Source organism: Odoribacter laneus YIT 12061 (genome assembly GCF_000243215.1).
GTDB classification, from domain to species: domain Bacteria; phylum Bacteroidota; class Bacteroidia; order Bacteroidales; family Marinifilaceae; genus Culturomica; species Culturomica lanea.
The window spans coordinates 359,977-378,193 of the sequence record NZ_JH594597.1; the positions used below are offsets into that span (position 1 = coordinate 359,977).

Consider the following 18,217-nt stretch of genomic DNA (forward strand, 5'->3'; position numbering starts at 1 on the left):
ATTTGATTTTTGTTCATTGATTTTTAGCTATTTGCATTGACTTTTCAAATTTTGAGTAGAAAATCGCAATAAGAAGATTCCTATTGCGGTTTTCTTATAGTTGGCTGTGTATGGGAAAGCTCGCAAAAACGGAACATTCCTTTGGTCAAAATTTGTAACAGTAGTAAGCTACTGTATAATTAAGGTAACATTTTAGAAATTGAAAAATGTATTCCTTTTATTTTTTATCATAGGCCCATTTTAAATAAATGGTTCCCCAGGTAAAACCGGCCCCAAAAGCCGATAAGATCAGGTTATCGCCTTTATGCAACTGATTCTCCCATTCATAAAGACAGAGAGGAATAGTAGCAGAAGTAGTATTACCAAACTTATGAATATTGATCATTACTTTAGAGGGATCTAACCCCATCCGGTGAGCTGTAGCATCAATAATCCTCAGATTAGCCTGATGAGGTACTAGCCAGGCAACATCTTCTGCTGACAGATGGTTTTTCTCCATAATTTCTGCCGATATATCTGCCATTTTCGATACAGCATGTTTAAATACATATTGTCCGTCCTGATAGATAAAGTGCTCCCGGTTTGTAACCGTTTCGATAGAAGGCGGATTCAAGGATCCACCCGCTTTCATATACAAATGGGAGCGACCGCTTCCGTCTGAGCGAAGAATATGATCTATAACGCCTAAATGCTCATCAGAAGGCTCCAACAAAACCGCAGCGGCGGCATCTCCAAACAAAGGGCAAGTCTTACGATCTGTATAATCAGTAATGACGGACATTTTTTCAGCTCCCACAAAAACCACTTTTTTATAACGTCCTCCTTCAACAAACTGGGAAGCCGTTACCAAACCGTAGATAAAACCGGAGCAGCCAGCATTCAAATCAAATCCAAAAGCATTTTTTATCCCCACCATATCCGCTATGATTTGAGCATTCGCCGGGAAATGCATATCGGGAGTGACCGTCGCACATATCAGCAAATCTACTTCTTCTGGACTTGTACCTGTTTTTTGCAATAAATCTTCTACCGCCTTACTTCCCAGATAAGCACTTCCTTTATCCTTATCTTTTAAAATATGCCTCTCTTTAATTCCGACTCGGGTCATAATCCATTCATCGGTCGTATCCACCATCCGACTTAACTCATTATTATCCAAAATATAGTCGGGATAATAGGCTCCCACTCCTGTTATTATTGCCTTTGGCCTTTCCATAATTTACTTTGACTTTCGATATTTTATTTTCCGGAGAATCTAAAATATCAGATTCCAATTCATAAATCAACGATTTTACGTACAAAAACGGGTTTAGTGTAAACAGACATAGCCTCCTACACTATAGGAGGCTTTGTTATAATAAAACAATCCCGTATAGCGTAAAATTATGCAACTACTGATTTTTCAATAGCTAATTTACCTCTGTAATATCCACATTCCGGACATACGGTATGATACTGTACAGCAGCACCACAATTCGAACACTTTGCAATCGCCCTTACAGTAAGTGCATCATGAGTTCTTCTTTTATTCCTTCTCTGTTTAGAGATCTTGCGTTTAGGATGTGCCATTTCTCTTTTTTTATTTAGTTATTAATTAATTTTCTCAAATCATCCCACCTCGGATCAGTAGGTTTCTCTTTCTCATCTGTAATATATTCATCCAATACTCTTTCCATCGCCGGATCACAATGCCCTTCTTCATGTACAACCCGCATCGGATAATTCAGCATATAGATTTCATAAAGATATGAACTTAAATCCAAAAAATCATCTTCCGGAGCCAAGATAATAAAATCATCTTCATTATCCACTTCTCTGCCGCTCTGTTTCACATATAAACTCAGCTCTCCTTTTATTTGAAGATCGAAAACTTCCAAACACCTGTCACAAATTGCTTTCACACTCCCTTCGATTTTCATATTTACTTCCATCAAAAGCGAACTTTTAATGATTTCGACTACAGCTTCTATCTTCCCTTCCGTACCTTTGGTCGCTTCAAAACAATTGAAAAAACTGTCCTCCAACACGAAATGAAATGTATGCCGTCCCTCTCCTAAGCCCCTGTGAGCTACCTTATATTCTTTCAATTTATCCACAATTCTTGAAGTAAAACGGCGCAAAGATAGCAGAAAAAGTAGAAAGAAAAAAGAAAATGAAAAAAGAAAATGAATATTCAAGACAACCTTCTTTGATTATACCTATAAGTTTTTCATGAAACGATTTGATTACAAGAATATTTTATGTATTTTTGTCCCTCATTTTGAAGTGGTCTGTGCTTTAAACTGTAAGGCTGAACCTTAGCCATTTACCTTACAGGCACATTCCGGAATAAAAAGTTAATGAGTCTGCCCGACTACCGCGTTTCTTTTAATCCTGTGAAATGCAAGGACATATCACTTCAGAACACAAACAGATGTATAATTTAAATTAAAAAAAGAAGTGGATCAAATCAGTTACAAAACAACTTACGTCAACAATGCCACGGTAAAAAAAGAATGGGTTTTGATTGACGCAGAAAATGAGGTTTTGGGACGTCTTGCCGCTAAAGTTGCGAAACTATTGAGAGGCAAATACAAACCGTCCTACACTCCTCACGTAGACTGCGGAGATAACATTGTCATTATCAATGCAGAAAAAATTGTATTGAGCGGTAATAAATTAACCGACAAACAGTACACCCGTCACACCGGATATCCCGGCGGACAAAGACACACTACCCCGGCAGCCGTATTGGCAAGTCATCCGGAAAGAGTGATCGAACACGCCGTAAAAGGAATGCTTCCCAAAAGCCGTCTCGGAAGAGCCGTAATGAAAAACCTTTATGTTTATGCTGGTACAGAGCATGCCCAGCAAGCTCAACAACCGAAAAAAATCGATTTAAACACACTTAACTAATAAGGTATGGAAGTAATTAACGCTATCGGCAGAAGAAAAGCAGCAGTAGCTCGCGTTTATGTAAACGAAGGGAAAGGTAATATCACGATTAATAAAAGAAGTCTGGAAGAATACTTCCCATTACCTACACTTCAGTATATTGTAAAACAACCTTTAGAATTATTGGGCGTAAGTGGCCAATATGACATCCGGGTTAACCTGGACGGAGGCGGTTTTAATGGGCAGGCAGAAGCTTTACGCTTAGGTATTGCCAGAGCCTTGGTCGAAATTAATGCAGAGAATAAACCTCAACTGAGAGCTGCAGGATTCCTAACCCGCGATCCGCGTGAAGTGGAACGTAAAAAACCAGGACGTCCGAAAGCTCGTAAGAGATTCCAGTTCTCTAAACGTTAATAGCAGTTTAGTATCTAAATTGACGGGACTTCTACTCAGGACTACCCGGCAATTGCTTAAATGAAGAATGTAAACTTTTAAAAAATTAGTATGTCTACAAATTTTGATGAATTATTAAATGCAGGTTGTCACTTTGGACACCTCACCCGTAAATGGAATCCTAAAATGGCTCCGTATATTTTTATGGAGCGAAACGATATCCACATTATTGACCTGAATAAAACAGCGATTATGTTGGACAAAGCTTCAGCAGCTTTAAAACAAATTGCTAAATCAGGAAGAAAAATTCTGTTTGTTGCAACAAAAAAACAGGCTAAGGACATTGTTGCAGAAAAAATTTCCAATATTAATATGCCTTACGTTACAGAAAGATGGCCGGGCGGAATGCTGACCAACTTCCCGACAATCCGGAAGGCTGTGAAAAAAATGACCACCATCGATAAGATGGAAAAAGACGGAACTTTCGATCATTTGTCAAAGAGAGAAAAACTGCAGATTGCCCGTCAACGTGCAAAACTGGATAAAAACTTAGGAAGTATTGCTGATTTGACCCGTCTTCCAGCTGCTCTTTTTGTAGTAGATGTTATGAAAGAATACATCGCTGTCAAAGAAGCCAATACACTGGGAATTCCTGTATTTGCTATGGTAGACACCAACTCTAACCCGGACAATATCAATTTCGTTATCCCTTGTAATGACGATGCTTCTACTTCTATCTCACTGATTATAGACAAAGTAGCCGAAGCGATTAAAGAAGGTCTGAACGAACGGAAAGCTGAAAGAGAAAAAGAAGGGGACAAAAAACCTGTTGTTAAAAAATCAGAAAAAGTAACTGCAGAAGAAGAAGAGGAAGAAACAGTAGCAGAAGAAAAGAATGAAGAAGTAGAAGAAGCTACTGAAGAATAAACTATTTACGATTTGAGATTTCAGATTACTGTGATAATCCAATCAAAAGTCAAAAACTCAAAAACGTATTAAAATGGAAATAAAAGCAGCTGATGTGATGAAGTTGCGTCACGCAACAAATGCAGGGATGATGGATTGTAAGCATGCGCTTCAGGAGGCTGAAGGCGATTTCGATAAAGCAGTTGATATCATCCGCAAAAAAGGTCTTATCGTAGCTAGCAAGCGGGCTGACAGAGAAGCAAAAGAAGGTTGCGTTCTGGCAGTAGTGGAGGGGAAAAAAGGTGTTTTAGTAAGCCTTAATTGCGAAACAGACTTTGTGGCTAAAAATGAAAACTTTATCAATTTTACAAAACAAATTCTGAAAACCGCTCTGGAAAATATGCCGGCCGACCTGAACAGCTTACTGGCATTAAAATTAGACGGCAGAAGTATCGCTGATCAAATAGCAGAACAAACCGGTATCATCGGAGAAAAACTGGAATTGAGTTTTTACGGAAAATTAGAAGCCGAAGATGCTATAGCCTATATCCACCCCGGAAATAAGCTGGCTACTATTGTCGGTTTCAACAAACCGACCGATATGCAGGTGAAAAAAGATGTAGCAATGCAAGTTGCCGCTATGGACCCTATCTCTATCGATAAAAATGATGTACCGGAAAGCGTTATCGCTCACGAACTGGAAATCGGTAAAGAAAAAGCCCGCGAAGAAGGTAAACCGGAAAACATGCTGGAAAAGATTGCTCAAGGTCGCTTGAATAAATTCTTCCAGGAATCCACTTTGATGAATCAAGCCTTCATTAAAGAAGCAAAACAAACAGTAAAAGCGTATATTCAAAGTAATGACAAAGACTTGACTGTTACAGGCTTTGTAAGATACACTTTGAACGACTAAACAAGGCTGTCCGGAAAGTATTGAAATAAAATACCCGCAACCAGTTTGGTAAGTGATGAATTTTAAAAGAAAAGCACCTCAATGAGGTGCTTTTTTATTCCCTGCGACAAAGGAAGGTGTCATACATAAACCCAAGAAAAATTTCTTTCGTTTTACACAGTAGGGACGTGCCCTACTGTGTAATTTTCATATTATGATGAAGATTGTATGCAGAGAGCTTTCTGTTTTTCGCAAAAAAGGTCCGTCCCTCTGGGGGGGAATTGAAGGCGTATTCCCTGAGCGTCTTATTTAGTTGCCTCTATTTTGGTGACATAGCGTACAAACAAATCGGAGTACCAACGGGTTCCCTTGGGACGATGATTGTCATCATATACATCGATTTGCTCCAGCTGCAACCGGTTTGTCGTATCTGTCTTCAAAATATTCTCTGCTTTTTCCCGGGATACTAACACAAAAGGAAGACATTCCCGTACAAGAGAATCATTTTTTAAATCCAAAGGTAAAATACGTTTTCCCGCCTCATAAACCAATTCTATCCTCAACTCCTCGCCTAAAGGATAGTAAAAAGGCAAAGTATTCAATTCTTCGATATTACGCACTTCCCGGATACTTTTCATTTCCCGGTTATTAAATAGATGAGCAATAAAAGGCATTAAACTTATTTCGACCATCAAAAAGAGAAAAACGATTCCCCATAAAAAAGATAAAGGACGTACTTTCCAGGCAGAACGGATCAAAAACCACAACGCCCATATAAAAAGCAATGTTATCACGATGAATAAAGCCGTGCTCATTAACCCTTCTGAATAAAACAGTAAATATACAGCCACCGGTAAAGCAACAACAGCTAAGCAAATCAAAAATGCATTGATTTTAAAAATGATTTTATCGCTACGGGATAACAAATGCATTCGGATTTTTTCCACCCAAAAGTAAAATAAATGGGCCACGACCATAGCCCCGGGTATCAATATCGGCAGTAAATAACGGCTTTTCTTTTCGGGCAAGAAAGACAATAGAATCAAGATAGTTAAAGTCCAACTTACGGTAAGTGCATACTCTTTCTTTAAACTCATCCGCCGTTTCCAATACGGCCAAATTAAAGCCGTCAATAAAAACAAAGACCAGATCCCTGATTCCAGAAAAAATTTCCAATAATAATACCAAGGCCGCACGTTGTGTTGCAACCAAGCAGTACTTTCCTTATCGGCGATATAAAGTGCCATATCCCGATGGTATACATACAAATATGCAGGCCACCAAAGGCTGATCACCAGGCAAAGCAGTACCATAATCAGAATCGGTCCTCCTTTTTTCCGCACAGAAGGCCGGTAAATGGCAAAGTAAGAAATCAAAAAGGGAAGTAGTAAGGCATAAAAAGAAACCGGTCCTTTTCCCAGAAAGGAAAGCCCCATCAAGACACCTGCTCCGATAAAATCTTTCCAGCGAGGCCCCTCTTCCTCAAATCCCCGGAATAAAAAATAAATGGCTCCCAGCATAAAACTGTGACAATAAATATCCCAGGTAGCGGTCCGTCCCATAAGAATAATATTGACAGAAGTACATAAAATCAAGGCCGCCATTAAGCCATAAAGTCGGCTACGCGTGAGTTTTACGGATAGGAAATAAAGGAAAAAGACTAGTAAAGTAGCTATAATCCCCGCAGCAGCCCGTTGTAAAAGGATATTATCAGGGGAGAGAAATTCCATGCCGGCGGCTACCCAGGTAGGCAAAGGCGGTTTTTCCAACCGCAAATCCCCATTCATGGTAGGTACTAACCAATTATTATATTCCACCATTTCACGAGCCGTAACCAAATTACGGGATTCCATAATATCCGGATAAATGACGGGATTATGAATGAAGAAGGTAAAAAAACAAATTATTCCTATAAACAGAAAATGAAAACCTTTTTTGTCAAACATACTCAATTCCTTATAAATTTTTCAAGCGCAGGTTCTATTCTTTCCGATAGATAAAACAAAAGTATAAAAAATCTGTAGTGCTACAAATTATTCTTCAACACCCTCAGATGAAGAAAATGTTTATTTTATTATAAAGGTAGATTTGAAAGACCGGCCTTGGTGAACAATGCATTGCCGAACAACCTTTCTTAGTGCCCCATTGTTGAAAATTTATTCCTGACAAAAATTTAATAGTGAACAGTTATTTTACCCGAATCAAAGGTTTACCTATACGCAGCAGATAGGCATTTCCTCAGGAAATCAATTTAAAACCAGTCTACTCTTTTATTCATAATTTAACAAAAACAAATTTATTTAAGGCAAAGTTTTTGCAACATTCACCTTACAATTTCGTTAGCCTTTTAATATTGTTTATGATATGAGAAGCATAATTAAAAATAAGAAGACAAAATAGATCCTTGTAAGGGAGAAGAAAGATAAAATAGAAATTATCTACAATCCGCCCAGCTTGTCTTCTTATTTGAACCTGATGAGAAAGGCATGAAAAAAGTTTCAAAATATATTCTGCTGATTATTGTATTTTTACCCTTACTTTATTTCAGAGATTTTACTCCGAATAATGAACTCAAATACTTAAGTATTGCTGACGAAGCCTTACGATCCGGAACCTATTTAACTTTTACACACGAAGGTTCAATTTATACGGATAAACCCCCTCTGTATTTATGGCTTATCATGCTTTGTAAACAACTTCTGGGCCATCATAGTATGCTTCTTCTCGGTCTATTTTCGTTTATACCGGCTCTCCTCATTCTATACGTTATGGAAAAATGGTTAAGCCCTTATATTCCCTCAAATTATTTATTTACCTTCAGTTTAATGCTTATAACTACGGGATTATTCGCAGGCTCCGCTATTGTGCTTCGAATGGATATGCTGATGTCTCTTTTTATCCTCCTTGCCCTGTATACTTTTTATCGCATGTATACCGGTCAAGCCGGTAAAGGAGCAAAAGTACTTTTACCTCTTTATATATTTCTGGCTCTCTTCACCAAAGGTCCTCTCGGACTTATCATTCCTTTCTTCTCCATTTTAGTCTTTTTGTTATACCAAAAAGAAGGAAAAACTTTTTTCAGCTATTTCGGTCTTCTGCAATGGTTTATTCTTGTCGGCCTGTGCAGCGTGTGGTTTTTAGGAGTTTATTGGGAAGGGGGATCAAATTATCTTTACAACCTCGTTTTTCACCAAACATTAGACCGGGCGATGGATTCGTTTCACCACAAGGAACCTTTTTATTATTATTTCACCACGATCTGGTATGCCTTAGCCCCTTGGTCGTTACTTTATATTTTTGTTCCGGCCATCGCTCTGTGGAAAAGACAATTGAAAAGCAATATCGAAAAATTCTTTCTGACAATTCTTGTTGCAAATTTTCTTCTCCTCTCTTTATTCAGCAGTAAATTAGATATTTACCTTTTACCGATATTCCCCTTTTTTGCCGGATTAACGATCCTATTACTAAAGCGTTTTTTCGAACGGACCGTTTCTTTTACTATCGCCGTACCGGCCCTCTTGTTCGCATTGTCACTTCCAGCTTCTTATTTTTTTATCACACAGACAGAATGGCATTATCCCGTTTCTTTACAAATCGCTATTTTCTTATTATCAGCAGCAGCCCTTTTATCTTTGTATTACCTGTACCGGAAAAAAATACTATACGCCATCAGAAGTCTGGCCGGAGGAATTATTCTGGTTATTTTTATCGGAGGGTTTTATATTCCCCATCTCAATCCTTATATCGGCTTCCGGGAAATATGTCGGGAAGCAGCCCAAATAGCAGCCCAACAAAATATTGATCACTACTATTATTACAATTTCCGCAGCGGAGAAAATATGGATGTTTACCTAAAAACAGAAGTAAAAGAAATAAGAATTTACGAAATTCCGGAAATAGCTCAAAGAGAAAATTTCATTTTATTTCTTCGTAATAAAGACATACGCCGTAATCCTGCCTTGCCCCCGCTACTTCCCCAAGATCATTCCATAGATTGCGGCAATTACCGCATTGTGCTTTTCCGGAAACTCCAGCAAGAGAATCTTCCGGCAGAAAACAATCCCATAAAAAGCCTGTCTTTCCGATGAAAGGTCTGTGTCCGATTAACGTTTATCTGACAATTCCCGATTGGCAAGTCTCCGGTTGCGACTAATAAAATTTAATCCCAAATTTCCATTTATTCCCGAAGCACAATTCTTTCATCTTCAAAAACAGGCTCTATTGACAATTTTCTCTTTTAAAAGAAAAAATCAATACATCTGTGTAATATCCCAGACAAAAGCCCGGATACCGTTTTCTTTATTTACATTATCTAATTTTTCGACATATTTTAAGATCAAAGGCACCATTTCTTCTTCTACGATAGTCATCGTAGCAGAGTTCATTTCCGGCCAGGTATGAGATCCCATTCGCGGCTCGCCCGTCATTGTTCCGGCTCCATTTACCAAAGGCCATTGTGTAAAACCTTTGATTTGAAGCTGATCCAATATATAAGCGACACGCTCCGTAAGGGCTTGATTATATACGATAAATACTGCTTTCATATTTTACAATTTTCTTTTGAATCATCCAAAGATGGAAAATGAGGATGTCTCAAAAGGGAATACTTCCCCTTTTAGACAACCTCACCATTATTTTACTTTTTAGGCAGATCCTTTTCCGGATCAAAATCACTCATAAACTTAAACTGCTTGCTGAGAGCCTTTTTCTTATCCCGGCTACCGCTCTTATCCATACTAGCATATACCACCGGTACAATCAACAAGGTAATAATGGTAGAAAATACCATACCTCCGATTACGGCAACACCCATCGGACGCCAGGTTTCAGAACCTTCCCCTACACTCAATGCCATAGGCACCATACCTAAAATGGTGGTTAAAGAAGTCATCAGAACCGGACGTAAACGAGAACGACAAGCCTGAGCAATAGCATCGTAAAGCCGAACACCCCGCTCCCTCATCAAATTGATAAAGTCTATCAATACAATACCGTTCTTCGTCACAATACCGATCAACATAATTGCCCCCAAAGCTGCAATTACACTCAAGGTGGTACGAGTGATCAGCAAAGCCAGAATCACTCCGGAAAATGCAAAAGGTATAGACAACATAATAATAAACGGCATCTTAAACGATTCAAACTGAGCGGCCATCACAATATATACCAACATCAAAGAAAGCAACAACAACATAAACAAAGAGCTAAACGACTCTTGCTGATCTTCATATCCACCTCCGATATACAAGCTTACTTCCTGCGGCACATCTTCCAAATTATCGAGCATTTGTTGGGCAGCTGTTGCAATTTCTCCCATGGCTACTCCTGCTTTAGGACTAATAGATACTTTCAACATCCGCTGCTTACTCTTCCGTTCGATATTAGGTGGAGAATAATATTCCTTGATCTCTCCTAACTCTTTCAGACGGACTTTTTCTCCTTTTCCGTCGGTAATCAGAATATTTTCCAACTCCGTCAAAGACGAACGATATTTTTCTTCAAAGCGGACAATGATATCGTATTCTTCCCCATCTTCTTTAAACTTACTGTTCCGGTAACCATAAATACGATTTCTCAAAGCATTTCCGACTTCCGTAGTAGTCAAACCATGACGGGCCAATTTATCCCGGTCCAAATAGACGCGCATTTCGGGTTTATCATTATCCCGGCTGATCTTAATATCTTCTGCCCCCGGAATCTGACGCGCTTTATTTGCAATCTCATTTGCCAAACGACTTGTCATATCAAAGTCGTGACCCATTATTTCAATATCTACCGTATTGCTGGTCATGGAATTACTGGAAGTAGAAACCGTATATTCCAGAATATCGGGAAAACGTTTCAATATATCCCGCAATTGGTCGGCAATTACAAATATATCCCGGTCTCTCTCTTTCACGTCTTTCACCCTCACCCGCATATTTAAAATATTATTACCGGTAGAGTTCATCATAGAAGCAAAAGAAGCTTCCTCCTCGCTACCATACGAAAGGTTGATAATGGTAACTTCCGGAATCTCAGTCCGTATGACAGAATCAATATCGAAAGCTACCCGTTTCGATTCCTCCACCCGCTGACCGGTCTGCATCTTTACATAAACAGACATAGATCCCTGGTCGTTCTGAGGCATAAAGTCTGTTTTGATATACCGCATCATGCTGCAAGAACCGATAAATATACCCAACATCAATGAAATAACGAATATTTTATGGGTAAGTACCCAACGAATTAACCGTTCATACCAGGCATCCAGTTTATCCAACGAACGGGTAACAAACGCATAAAAACTAAACTTCCCATTATCCTTCACTTCCTGTATCTTCAGCAGCTGGGAACACAACATCGGAGTTAAGGAAATAGCTGTAGCTGTAGAAGTACACACGGTGATACATACGATCCACCCTAATTGTTTAAACAAAATACCCGTCATTCCGGTTACCAATGTCAGTGGGAAAAATACGGCCACTGTCACCAATGTCGTCACAATTACGGACAACCATACCTCATTTGTACCGTATTTAGCAGCTTCCCGCGGCCGGCTTCCCCGGTCAATATGTTTCGTTACGTTTTCCAACACTACAATGGCATCGTCCACGACCATACCGATCGCTATAGAAAGCGAAGACAACGATATCACATTCAACGACTCTCCGGTCGCAAACAAATAAATAAAAGCAACAATCAACGAAATCGGGATAGTCAAAGCAATGATAAACGTAGCTCGCCAACGTCCTAAAAAGAGGAATACCACCAATACGACGAAGATTAAGGCATACATCAAAGAATCCTGCAGATTATTGATAGACTTCACAATAAAATCGGAATTATCCACAATAATCTCAAAGTTGATATCTGTAGGTAAATCTTTTTGAGCGATAGCCAATTCTTTCTTCACTTGTTTCGCAATTTGCACAGCATTGGCATCGGTCTGCTTGGTAATCAGCAACACACCGCCTCTTCCCCGGTTGATAGATTGCTCCAAAGTAATATCTTTCAAAGTATCCCGTACTTTAGCAATATCACGCAGATAAATAGTTTTGTCGTTCTGAGTCCCTAATACAATATCTTTGATCTGGTCGCTCTCTTCAAATTCTCCTTCTACCCGAAGGGTATAGTCTGACAATCCCATCTTCACATTACCGGAAGGAACGTCCTTATTTTCAGCTAAAATTTTATTACCGACCTGTTCCAGTGTCAAATTATAGGCATCCATCTGATTCGGGTCGACCTCCACATATACCACCCGTTCCGGTGCTCCGGCCAAAGTTACGGAGGCAACTCCATCCACCCGGTTCAAACGGGTCACTAATTTATCGTCCAAAATCTTATTCAAGCCCGGATAGGATTGCTGTGCCGTCACTGCATAAATCAAAATAGGCATCATAGAGGTATTGAAACGCATAATAGTCGGCCGATCGATATCGTCGGGCAAATTACTCATAGCCTTATCGACAGCATCCCGTACGTCATTAGAAGCTTCGTCCAAATTAGCTTCCCACTCAAATTCCAAGGAGATGACAGCCAAATTATCATAGGAAGTAGAAGTCAATTCTTTCAGATCATCCACTGAATTCAATTGGTCTTCCAATATTTTCGTCACATTTTCCTCAATATCCGAGGCGTTAGCCCCTGGATAAGTAGCCATTACCGTAATATAAGGCGGATCCATCTTCGGATATTGATCTACAGGCAACTGAACATAGGAAAACACGCCCAGCACCAGTATAGCCAAAAAAACCATCAGTGTGGAAATAGGCTTGTTTACCGCTGTATTATATATACTCATGTTTCTGAATTAAAATTTAAAAATTAAAGATTATTCTTTCTACTCTACGATAGAAAGTAAACTCCCATCTACAAGCCGGCCTTGTCCCACAACGACCAATTCATCTCCTTCCCCAATCTCATTGCTGATGACTTCCACCTGATCTTCAAAACGACGTCCCAGTGTAACATCCACCCGCTTAGCTTTCCCCTCTTTGTTTAAAAATACATAGCGGTTATTTGCTCCCTGCAATTTCAACACTGCAAGAGCCGGAACCACTACCGTTTCCGTTTCTCCGATAAAGAAATTAATCGTTCCATACATTCCCGGCCGAAGAGCCTCATCCTTATTCGGAATCTTTACCTCAACCGTAAAAGTACGGGAAGCAGGATCTATTGTCGGATAGACAATATTAACCATTCCATTAAAAGTACGGTCGGGGAAAATATTGCTCTTCAATTCTACCGGAGTACCTTTCTTTACCGAAAGGAAATACTGTTCGGAAAGATTCACATATGCTTTTAAGGGATTAATCTTCTCAATAGCAATGATAGAAGGTTTCGCAGCACCTCCCATAGCTACACCTGTGTAAAGTTCCCCATCCTCAAAATACTTCCCGGTTACAATGCCGTCGAAAGGAGCCAACATTTTTGTATTCTCATTTAAGAAATCAAAATTGGATTTTGCAACTTCATAATTCGTCACCGCCGCATCATAAGCTTGTTTCGAAATACTCCCGGTTTCATTCAATTTAACCGCCCGGTTATACTCTGTCTCTAAATTCTTCAACTGCACTTCTGCCTGACGTAAATTTGTCGGATCCATTTCAACCAATAACTGTCCCTTTCTAATACGGTCCCCGACTTCCACATATATCTTTCCAATACGCCCTGTGGCAGCCGGAGCATAATACACCTGCTCATCCGCCTGCAAAGTAGCAGTATAATCCAATGTCTTCGCAATATTCTTTTTTTCCAACTTCATTACTTTCACCGGGATAGCCTCTGCAGTTTCTTGTTTTTGCATGTCTTTCTTTTTCGACGAGCATCCCATCACCAGTGTAATGGCCAATAGCGTAAAAATGATATTCCTTATCATAGTATTTATAATTATTATTTCTTAATAAGTCAGATTGTTATATAATCTCTCTAATTGCGTTTCTGCCTGTAATAAAGTCAAGCAAGCATTGGTATAATTATTTTCTGCTTCCAGATAATTATTATTCGCTTGCGTCAAATCCAGACTGGATACGGCTCCAAATTCATATTTTCGCTGAATATTCTCTAAAACCCGTTTGGCTACCTGAATATTTTCTTTCTGCAAATAATAATTTTCAGTAGCATTTTTTAATTCGTATTTATACTGTTTTTCATTTACATACAACTGATCTTCCAGCAAACTTTTGTTGAGAGAAGTCTGTTCCAGTTCTATTTTAGCCTGCTCTAACTGAGCCTTACGCTGTAGACCGGAAAAAATAGGAATATCCATCGATATCACAGCCGAATGCTTAGGGCTCATATCAAAATCCGGTTTCAATAATTTATAATTATAAGAATAAGTACCCGTGATCGTCGGAGCAAAAGTCCATTTCTGCAAACCGACCATTTTTTTACTCAGTTCTTCCTGAGTCTGCATCAACTGAAATTCCGGGTTGTTATTAATTTCAAATTGCTTTACCGCTAATTTTACATAATCTTCTTGTCCTAAAAAACTTTCCAAAGGATCTGTCAACCGAACCGGGTTTTCTGCCTGTAATCCCAATTGTAAACGCAAAAGATTATAATTCACTTCTACATTCCGGTCCAATGCTAACAAATTGTTTTTTAATTGCCCTACATTGATCCGGATCTGATCGACATCTGTAATCTCTACTGTACCGGCATCATACATATTTTTAGTATGCTGGTATATCTGATCCATATTCTCCAGATTCTGCTTAATAATATCCCGCAAACGCTCACTCACCAGAATAGCGTAATACGTATTGAATATGTTTTCTTTGATATCCAATTCCGTAATATTCACTTGCTGATTTGCAATCTGTTCGGCAATCTTACTGGTCTGTATGCCCAATATCCACTGTCCGCTAAAAATCAATTGTGACAAGGTTGCCCCCACATTGGACTGGTCCTTCATTTTGATGGCAGACCCACCGAAATTCATTTTATACCCGAAATTCGTACTGTAATCCAAACTACCATTTACCTGAGGAAGCCCCTGCGAAACAGATTCCCGAACTTTCTGTCTATATAAATCAATATCCTTCCGGGAAACTTGTAACTGTTTATTATGCTCTACCGCATATTCTATCGCTTTCCGAAGCGATAATTCTTGTACCTCCTGAGCTCCCGCTAAAAAAGGTATCATAAAAACAATCATTACAACTAAAATAAATCTTTTCATCTCACCAATTTATGTTAATTACAAGCAAACACAAAATACTTTAAACTCCTGACAAAATTTATGCCATCTTCTCATAAGCTGTTTTTTTCAACCTTTTATACCTTCATTTTTTTATTTCTTTAAATTTTTTCTTCTTTCTTTATATTTTCAAATTCTTTTCTTCCTCGTTCTGTCGATATAGATAAAATAAAATTATCCACAATGGTTGAGATCAGCAAGGGAACCGGATAATCTGTATCCAAAGGCCGTTCCAACTCCTCTAAAAAACTGAGCTGCCTATTTAAAAGCAACATCTGCAATTCCATATCCACCTCTTTTTTAAAAAAACCCTCTTCTATCCCCACGCATAGTACACCTTTCAAAACGGATTTCATTATTTTATCTTTTTCCGTCCGGATTTTTTTATCTACCTCCGGATGATATTTCTTTAAATCAAAATAATTTGCAGGCATACGGCTATTCAAGTTTTCTATAATATGCTTCTTTATGTCGTATACCACCAGAACCGGTCCTATTTTCGAAATCTTTTTGGGGGTAGTTCTTTTTCGAATACTTTCAAGCCGATACAACATCACCTGTTCTACTACATCATCTTTGTTCTCGAAAATATGATAAAGAGTCTTTTTCGATATTTTTAAATAATTACAGATATCTTCCATAGAAGTACTGCGTAAACCATAAGTCAGAAACAAATCTGAAATATTCGCTAATAATTCTTCTTTGGAAAAATTCATACCTTATTCTCCTTTCTTAATCGAAATGAAACATTTTAGAAATGGAAACGTTTTTCATATTTTTCGTTTCCTAGGGCGCAAAATTAAAGAAATTAAAGTACACAATATCATCTTAAGTGTTAAAAATAGCTATTAAGCCAAAAAATACCCGGATATTCAAAAGTATAAATCTATACCTATTTTACGGGTAAAAGAGGTTTTCTACCAAAGCAAAGCTCCCTTCTCTCCTTACATTCTTTGAATATTAAAACTTTTGAATGAATACAATACTACGTTTTTTATTATAAATTTGCATTATGATAGATCAGGCAACCATACAGAAAATTTTCGATGCAGCAGACATTTATGAAGTTGTTTCAGACTTCGTACATCTCAAAAAAAGAGGAGTAAATTATGTCGGTTGTTGTCCTTTTCATAATGAAAAAACGGGTTCATTTACCGTATCTCCGGCCAAAGGTATATACAAATGTTTCGGTTGCGGTAAAGGAGGAAATGCCGTAAATTTTATTATGGAACACGAGCAAATGTCCTATGTGGAAGCTTTACGTTATCTGGCTGCCCGTTACAACATCACCATAGAAGAAAAGGAACTGAGCGAGGAAGAGAAAAAAGAAAAAAGCGAACGGGAAAGTATGCTGATCGTCACGAATTATGCCGAGCAATTCTTCGTAGATCAATTGCTCCATACTGATGAAGGGAAATCGGTAGGATTAAGTTATCTACATAAAAGAGGTTTGGACCTCCCTACCATAGAAAAATTCGGTCTGGGATATTGTCCTGAAAAATGGGACGGTCTTACTCAATCTGCTCTTTCCAGCGGCTATAAAAAGGAATATCTGGTAAAGACAGGTTTGACAATTGAATCTGAAAAAGGACTTTTCGACCGCTTCAGGGCTAGGGTGATCTTCCCTATCCGGGATATTGCCGGAAAAATTATCGCTTTTGGAGGCAGGATTATGACGAATGACAAAAAAAGTGCTAAATACCTGAACTCCCCGGAATCTGAAATTTACCACAAAAGTCGTACTTTATACGGAATTTATTTTGCCAAAAAAAGCATTGTGCAACACAATCGTTGTTATTTGGTAGAAGGATATCTGGATGTTATCTCTTTTCACCGCAAAGGAATAGAGAATACGGTAGCCTCTTCCGGCACCTCTCTGACAATAGAACAAATACGGCTTATCCGACGGCTTACTCCGAATGTGACGATTATTTACGATGGAGATGCTGCCGGAATAAAAGCCTCCTTAAGGGGAATTGATCTGGTACTGGAAGAAGGGTTGAATGTAAGAGTGGTGCTCCTTCCGGATGGCGAAGATCCGGATTCTTTTTCCCAATCCCGTTCGCCTCAGGAATTATCAGATTATATTGCCCAACACGAAACAGACTTTATCAATTTTAAAACCCGTTTACTCTTAGGACAAGCCGGAAGCGATCCTATCGAAAAAGCCCGTCTCATTACCGATATCGTCCGGAGTATATCCCTTATTCCCGATAATATCACCCGTTCTGTGTATATTCGTGAAACAGCCACTCAAATGCAGGTGGAAGAAAGCATATTATACAACGAAATCGCCCGGATCCGGACAGGTAAAAATGCAGAAACGGCTCATTACAATTACATCGTACGGCATGAATTAAACCCCAGTGTAAAAAAAACACCTCCCCCGCCGGCGTCTACCGATAATTTATGCGAAACAGAGGAAATGGTACTGATCCGTTATTTACTTCTTTTCGGAAATCAGGAACTTTATGAAGATTCCCGTAACGGATTTCCTTATTCTGTAAGCGTAGGAGAATACATTATAGAAGAACTGGCGGAAGACGACCTGGAATTGTTTCATCCCGGTTTGTGTGAAATTCAAAAGGAATACCGGATACATTACAAAACGGCCGGATTTATTCCTGCAAAATTCTTCAGCGGCCACACCAACCCGCAAATCAGTAGTACCGTAGCAAGTATCCTCAGTGAACCTTATGAGTTAAGTAAAATGTGGACAGGCGATAGCACTGCTCTCAAAGAAGAAACGGTATTGTCGGAATTACTACCCAAGATTGTCGACAATTACAAAATGAGACGCCTGGAAATTATGACCCGGGAAGCCGACAATAAAATTCTTGAACTCCAGAATAGTGGTAAAAGCAACGAAATCCTCCCTTGGATTATCAAAAAAAGTACGATTAACCGCATCCGGGCTAAACTCAATGAAAAACTCGGACGCACAGGTATAAAATAAAAATTTTTAA

15 protein-coding genes are annotated in these 18,217 nt (G+C 38.8%); 6 read left to right on the forward strand and 9 right to left on the reverse strand.

Annotation, left to right across the window (positions count from 1 at the left end; genetic code table 11):
• Positions 1 to 217 precede the first annotated feature (217 nt).
• From HMPREF9449_RS13875 to HMPREF9449_RS13880, 3 genes are all read right to left on the reverse strand, one after another.
• A complete protein-coding gene (locus tag HMPREF9449_RS13875; RefSeq protein ID WP_009137900.1) occupies positions 218 to 1,216 on the reverse strand; it encodes a beta-ketoacyl-ACP synthase III in 999 nt (332 codons plus the stop codon).
• 167 nt (positions 1,217 to 1,383) lie between these two features.
• Positions 1,384 to 1,569: a 50S ribosomal protein L32 gene (gene rpmF / locus HMPREF9449_RS16315; RefSeq protein ID WP_009137901.1), complete on the reverse strand. Its 186-nt coding sequence runs from the start codon at positions 1,567 to 1,569 to the stop codon at positions 1,384 to 1,386.
• Between the two features lie 14 nt (positions 1,570 to 1,583).
• Entirely contained in the window at positions 1,584 to 2,096 is a 513-nt protein-coding gene (locus HMPREF9449_RS13880; protein WP_232211439.1) for a YceD family protein, read from the reverse strand.
• Between the two features lie 343 nt (positions 2,097 to 2,439).
• Between HMPREF9449_RS13880 and rplM the strand changes: the two genes are divergently transcribed.
• From rplM to tsf, 4 genes are all read left to right on the forward strand, one after another.
• A complete protein-coding gene (rplM, locus tag HMPREF9449_RS13885; RefSeq protein ID WP_009137903.1) occupies positions 2,440 to 2,895 on the forward strand; it encodes a 50S ribosomal protein L13 in 456 nt (151 codons plus the stop codon).
• A 6-nt stretch (positions 2,896 to 2,901) separates the two neighbouring features.
• Positions 2,902 to 3,288 carry a 30S ribosomal protein S9 gene (gene rpsI / locus HMPREF9449_RS13890; RefSeq protein ID WP_009137904.1) on the forward strand — a complete coding sequence of 129 codons (387 nt, stop codon included), beginning with the start codon at positions 2,902 to 2,904 and terminating at the stop codon, positions 3,286 to 3,288.
• A gap of 90 nt (positions 3,289 to 3,378) precedes the next feature.
• Positions 3,379 to 4,194, forward strand: coding sequence for a 30S ribosomal protein S2 (gene rpsB, locus HMPREF9449_RS13895; protein WP_009137905.1), 816 nt, complete (start codon positions 3,379 to 3,381; stop codon positions 4,192 to 4,194).
• A gap of 73 nt (positions 4,195 to 4,267) precedes the next feature.
• Positions 4,268 to 5,086: a translation elongation factor Ts gene (gene tsf, locus HMPREF9449_RS13900; RefSeq protein WP_009137906.1), complete on the forward strand. Its 819-nt coding sequence runs from the start codon at positions 4,268 to 4,270 to the stop codon at positions 5,084 to 5,086.
• A gap of 284 nt (positions 5,087 to 5,370) precedes the next feature.
• On the opposite strand, the gene HMPREF9449_RS13905 is transcribed toward tsf, so the two are convergent.
• Positions 5,371 to 7,011, reverse strand: coding sequence for a glycosyltransferase family 39 protein (locus tag HMPREF9449_RS13905; protein WP_009137907.1), 1,641 nt, complete (start codon positions 7,009 to 7,011; stop codon positions 5,371 to 5,373).
• A 540-nt stretch (positions 7,012 to 7,551) separates the two neighbouring features.
• Between HMPREF9449_RS13905 and HMPREF9449_RS13910 the strand changes: the two genes are divergently transcribed.
• A complete protein-coding gene (locus tag HMPREF9449_RS13910) occupies positions 7,552 to 9,153 on the forward strand; it encodes an ArnT family glycosyltransferase (RefSeq protein ID WP_009137908.1) in 1,602 nt (533 codons plus the stop codon).
• A gap of 162 nt (positions 9,154 to 9,315) precedes the next feature.
• Here the strand turns inward: HMPREF9449_RS13910 and HMPREF9449_RS13915 are convergent, their stop codons facing one another.
• The 5 genes from HMPREF9449_RS13915 to HMPREF9449_RS13935 all read right to left on the reverse strand — a co-directional run bounded on the left by HMPREF9449_RS13915 (position 9,316) and on the right by HMPREF9449_RS13935 (position 15,967).
• Positions 9,316 to 9,609 (reverse strand): PG0541 family transporter-associated protein, encoded by a 294-nt coding sequence (locus tag HMPREF9449_RS13915; protein ID WP_009137909.1) that lies wholly within the window; start codon positions 9,607 to 9,609, stop codon positions 9,316 to 9,318.
• 92 nt (positions 9,610 to 9,701) lie between these two features.
• A complete protein-coding gene (locus tag HMPREF9449_RS13920) occupies positions 9,702 to 12,851 on the reverse strand; it encodes an efflux RND transporter permease subunit (protein ID WP_009137910.1) in 3,150 nt (1,049 codons plus the stop codon).
• Between the two features lie 39 nt (positions 12,852 to 12,890).
• Positions 12,891 to 13,928 carry an efflux RND transporter periplasmic adaptor subunit gene (locus HMPREF9449_RS13925; protein WP_009137911.1) on the reverse strand — a complete coding sequence of 346 codons (1,038 nt, stop codon included), beginning with the start codon at positions 13,926 to 13,928 and terminating at the stop codon, positions 12,891 to 12,893.
• A gap of 21 nt (positions 13,929 to 13,949) precedes the next feature.
• Positions 13,950 to 15,233, reverse strand: a complete 1,284-nt coding sequence (locus HMPREF9449_RS13930; RefSeq protein WP_009137912.1) for a TolC family protein — start codon at positions 15,231 to 15,233, stop codon at positions 13,950 to 13,952.
• Positions 15,234 to 15,352: 119 nt separating this feature from the next.
• Positions 15,353 to 15,967, reverse strand: a complete 615-nt coding sequence (locus tag HMPREF9449_RS13935) for a TetR/AcrR family transcriptional regulator (RefSeq protein ID WP_009137913.1) — start codon at positions 15,965 to 15,967, stop codon at positions 15,353 to 15,355.
• 296 nt (positions 15,968 to 16,263) lie between these two features.
• Here HMPREF9449_RS13935 and dnaG point away from each other — a divergent pair, with 296 nt between their 5' ends.
• Positions 16,264 to 18,207 carry a DNA primase gene (gene dnaG, locus HMPREF9449_RS13940; protein ID WP_009137914.1) on the forward strand — a complete coding sequence of 648 codons (1,944 nt, stop codon included), beginning with the start codon at positions 16,264 to 16,266 and terminating at the stop codon, positions 18,205 to 18,207.
• The last annotated feature ends 10 nt before the right edge of the window (positions 18,208 to 18,217 follow it).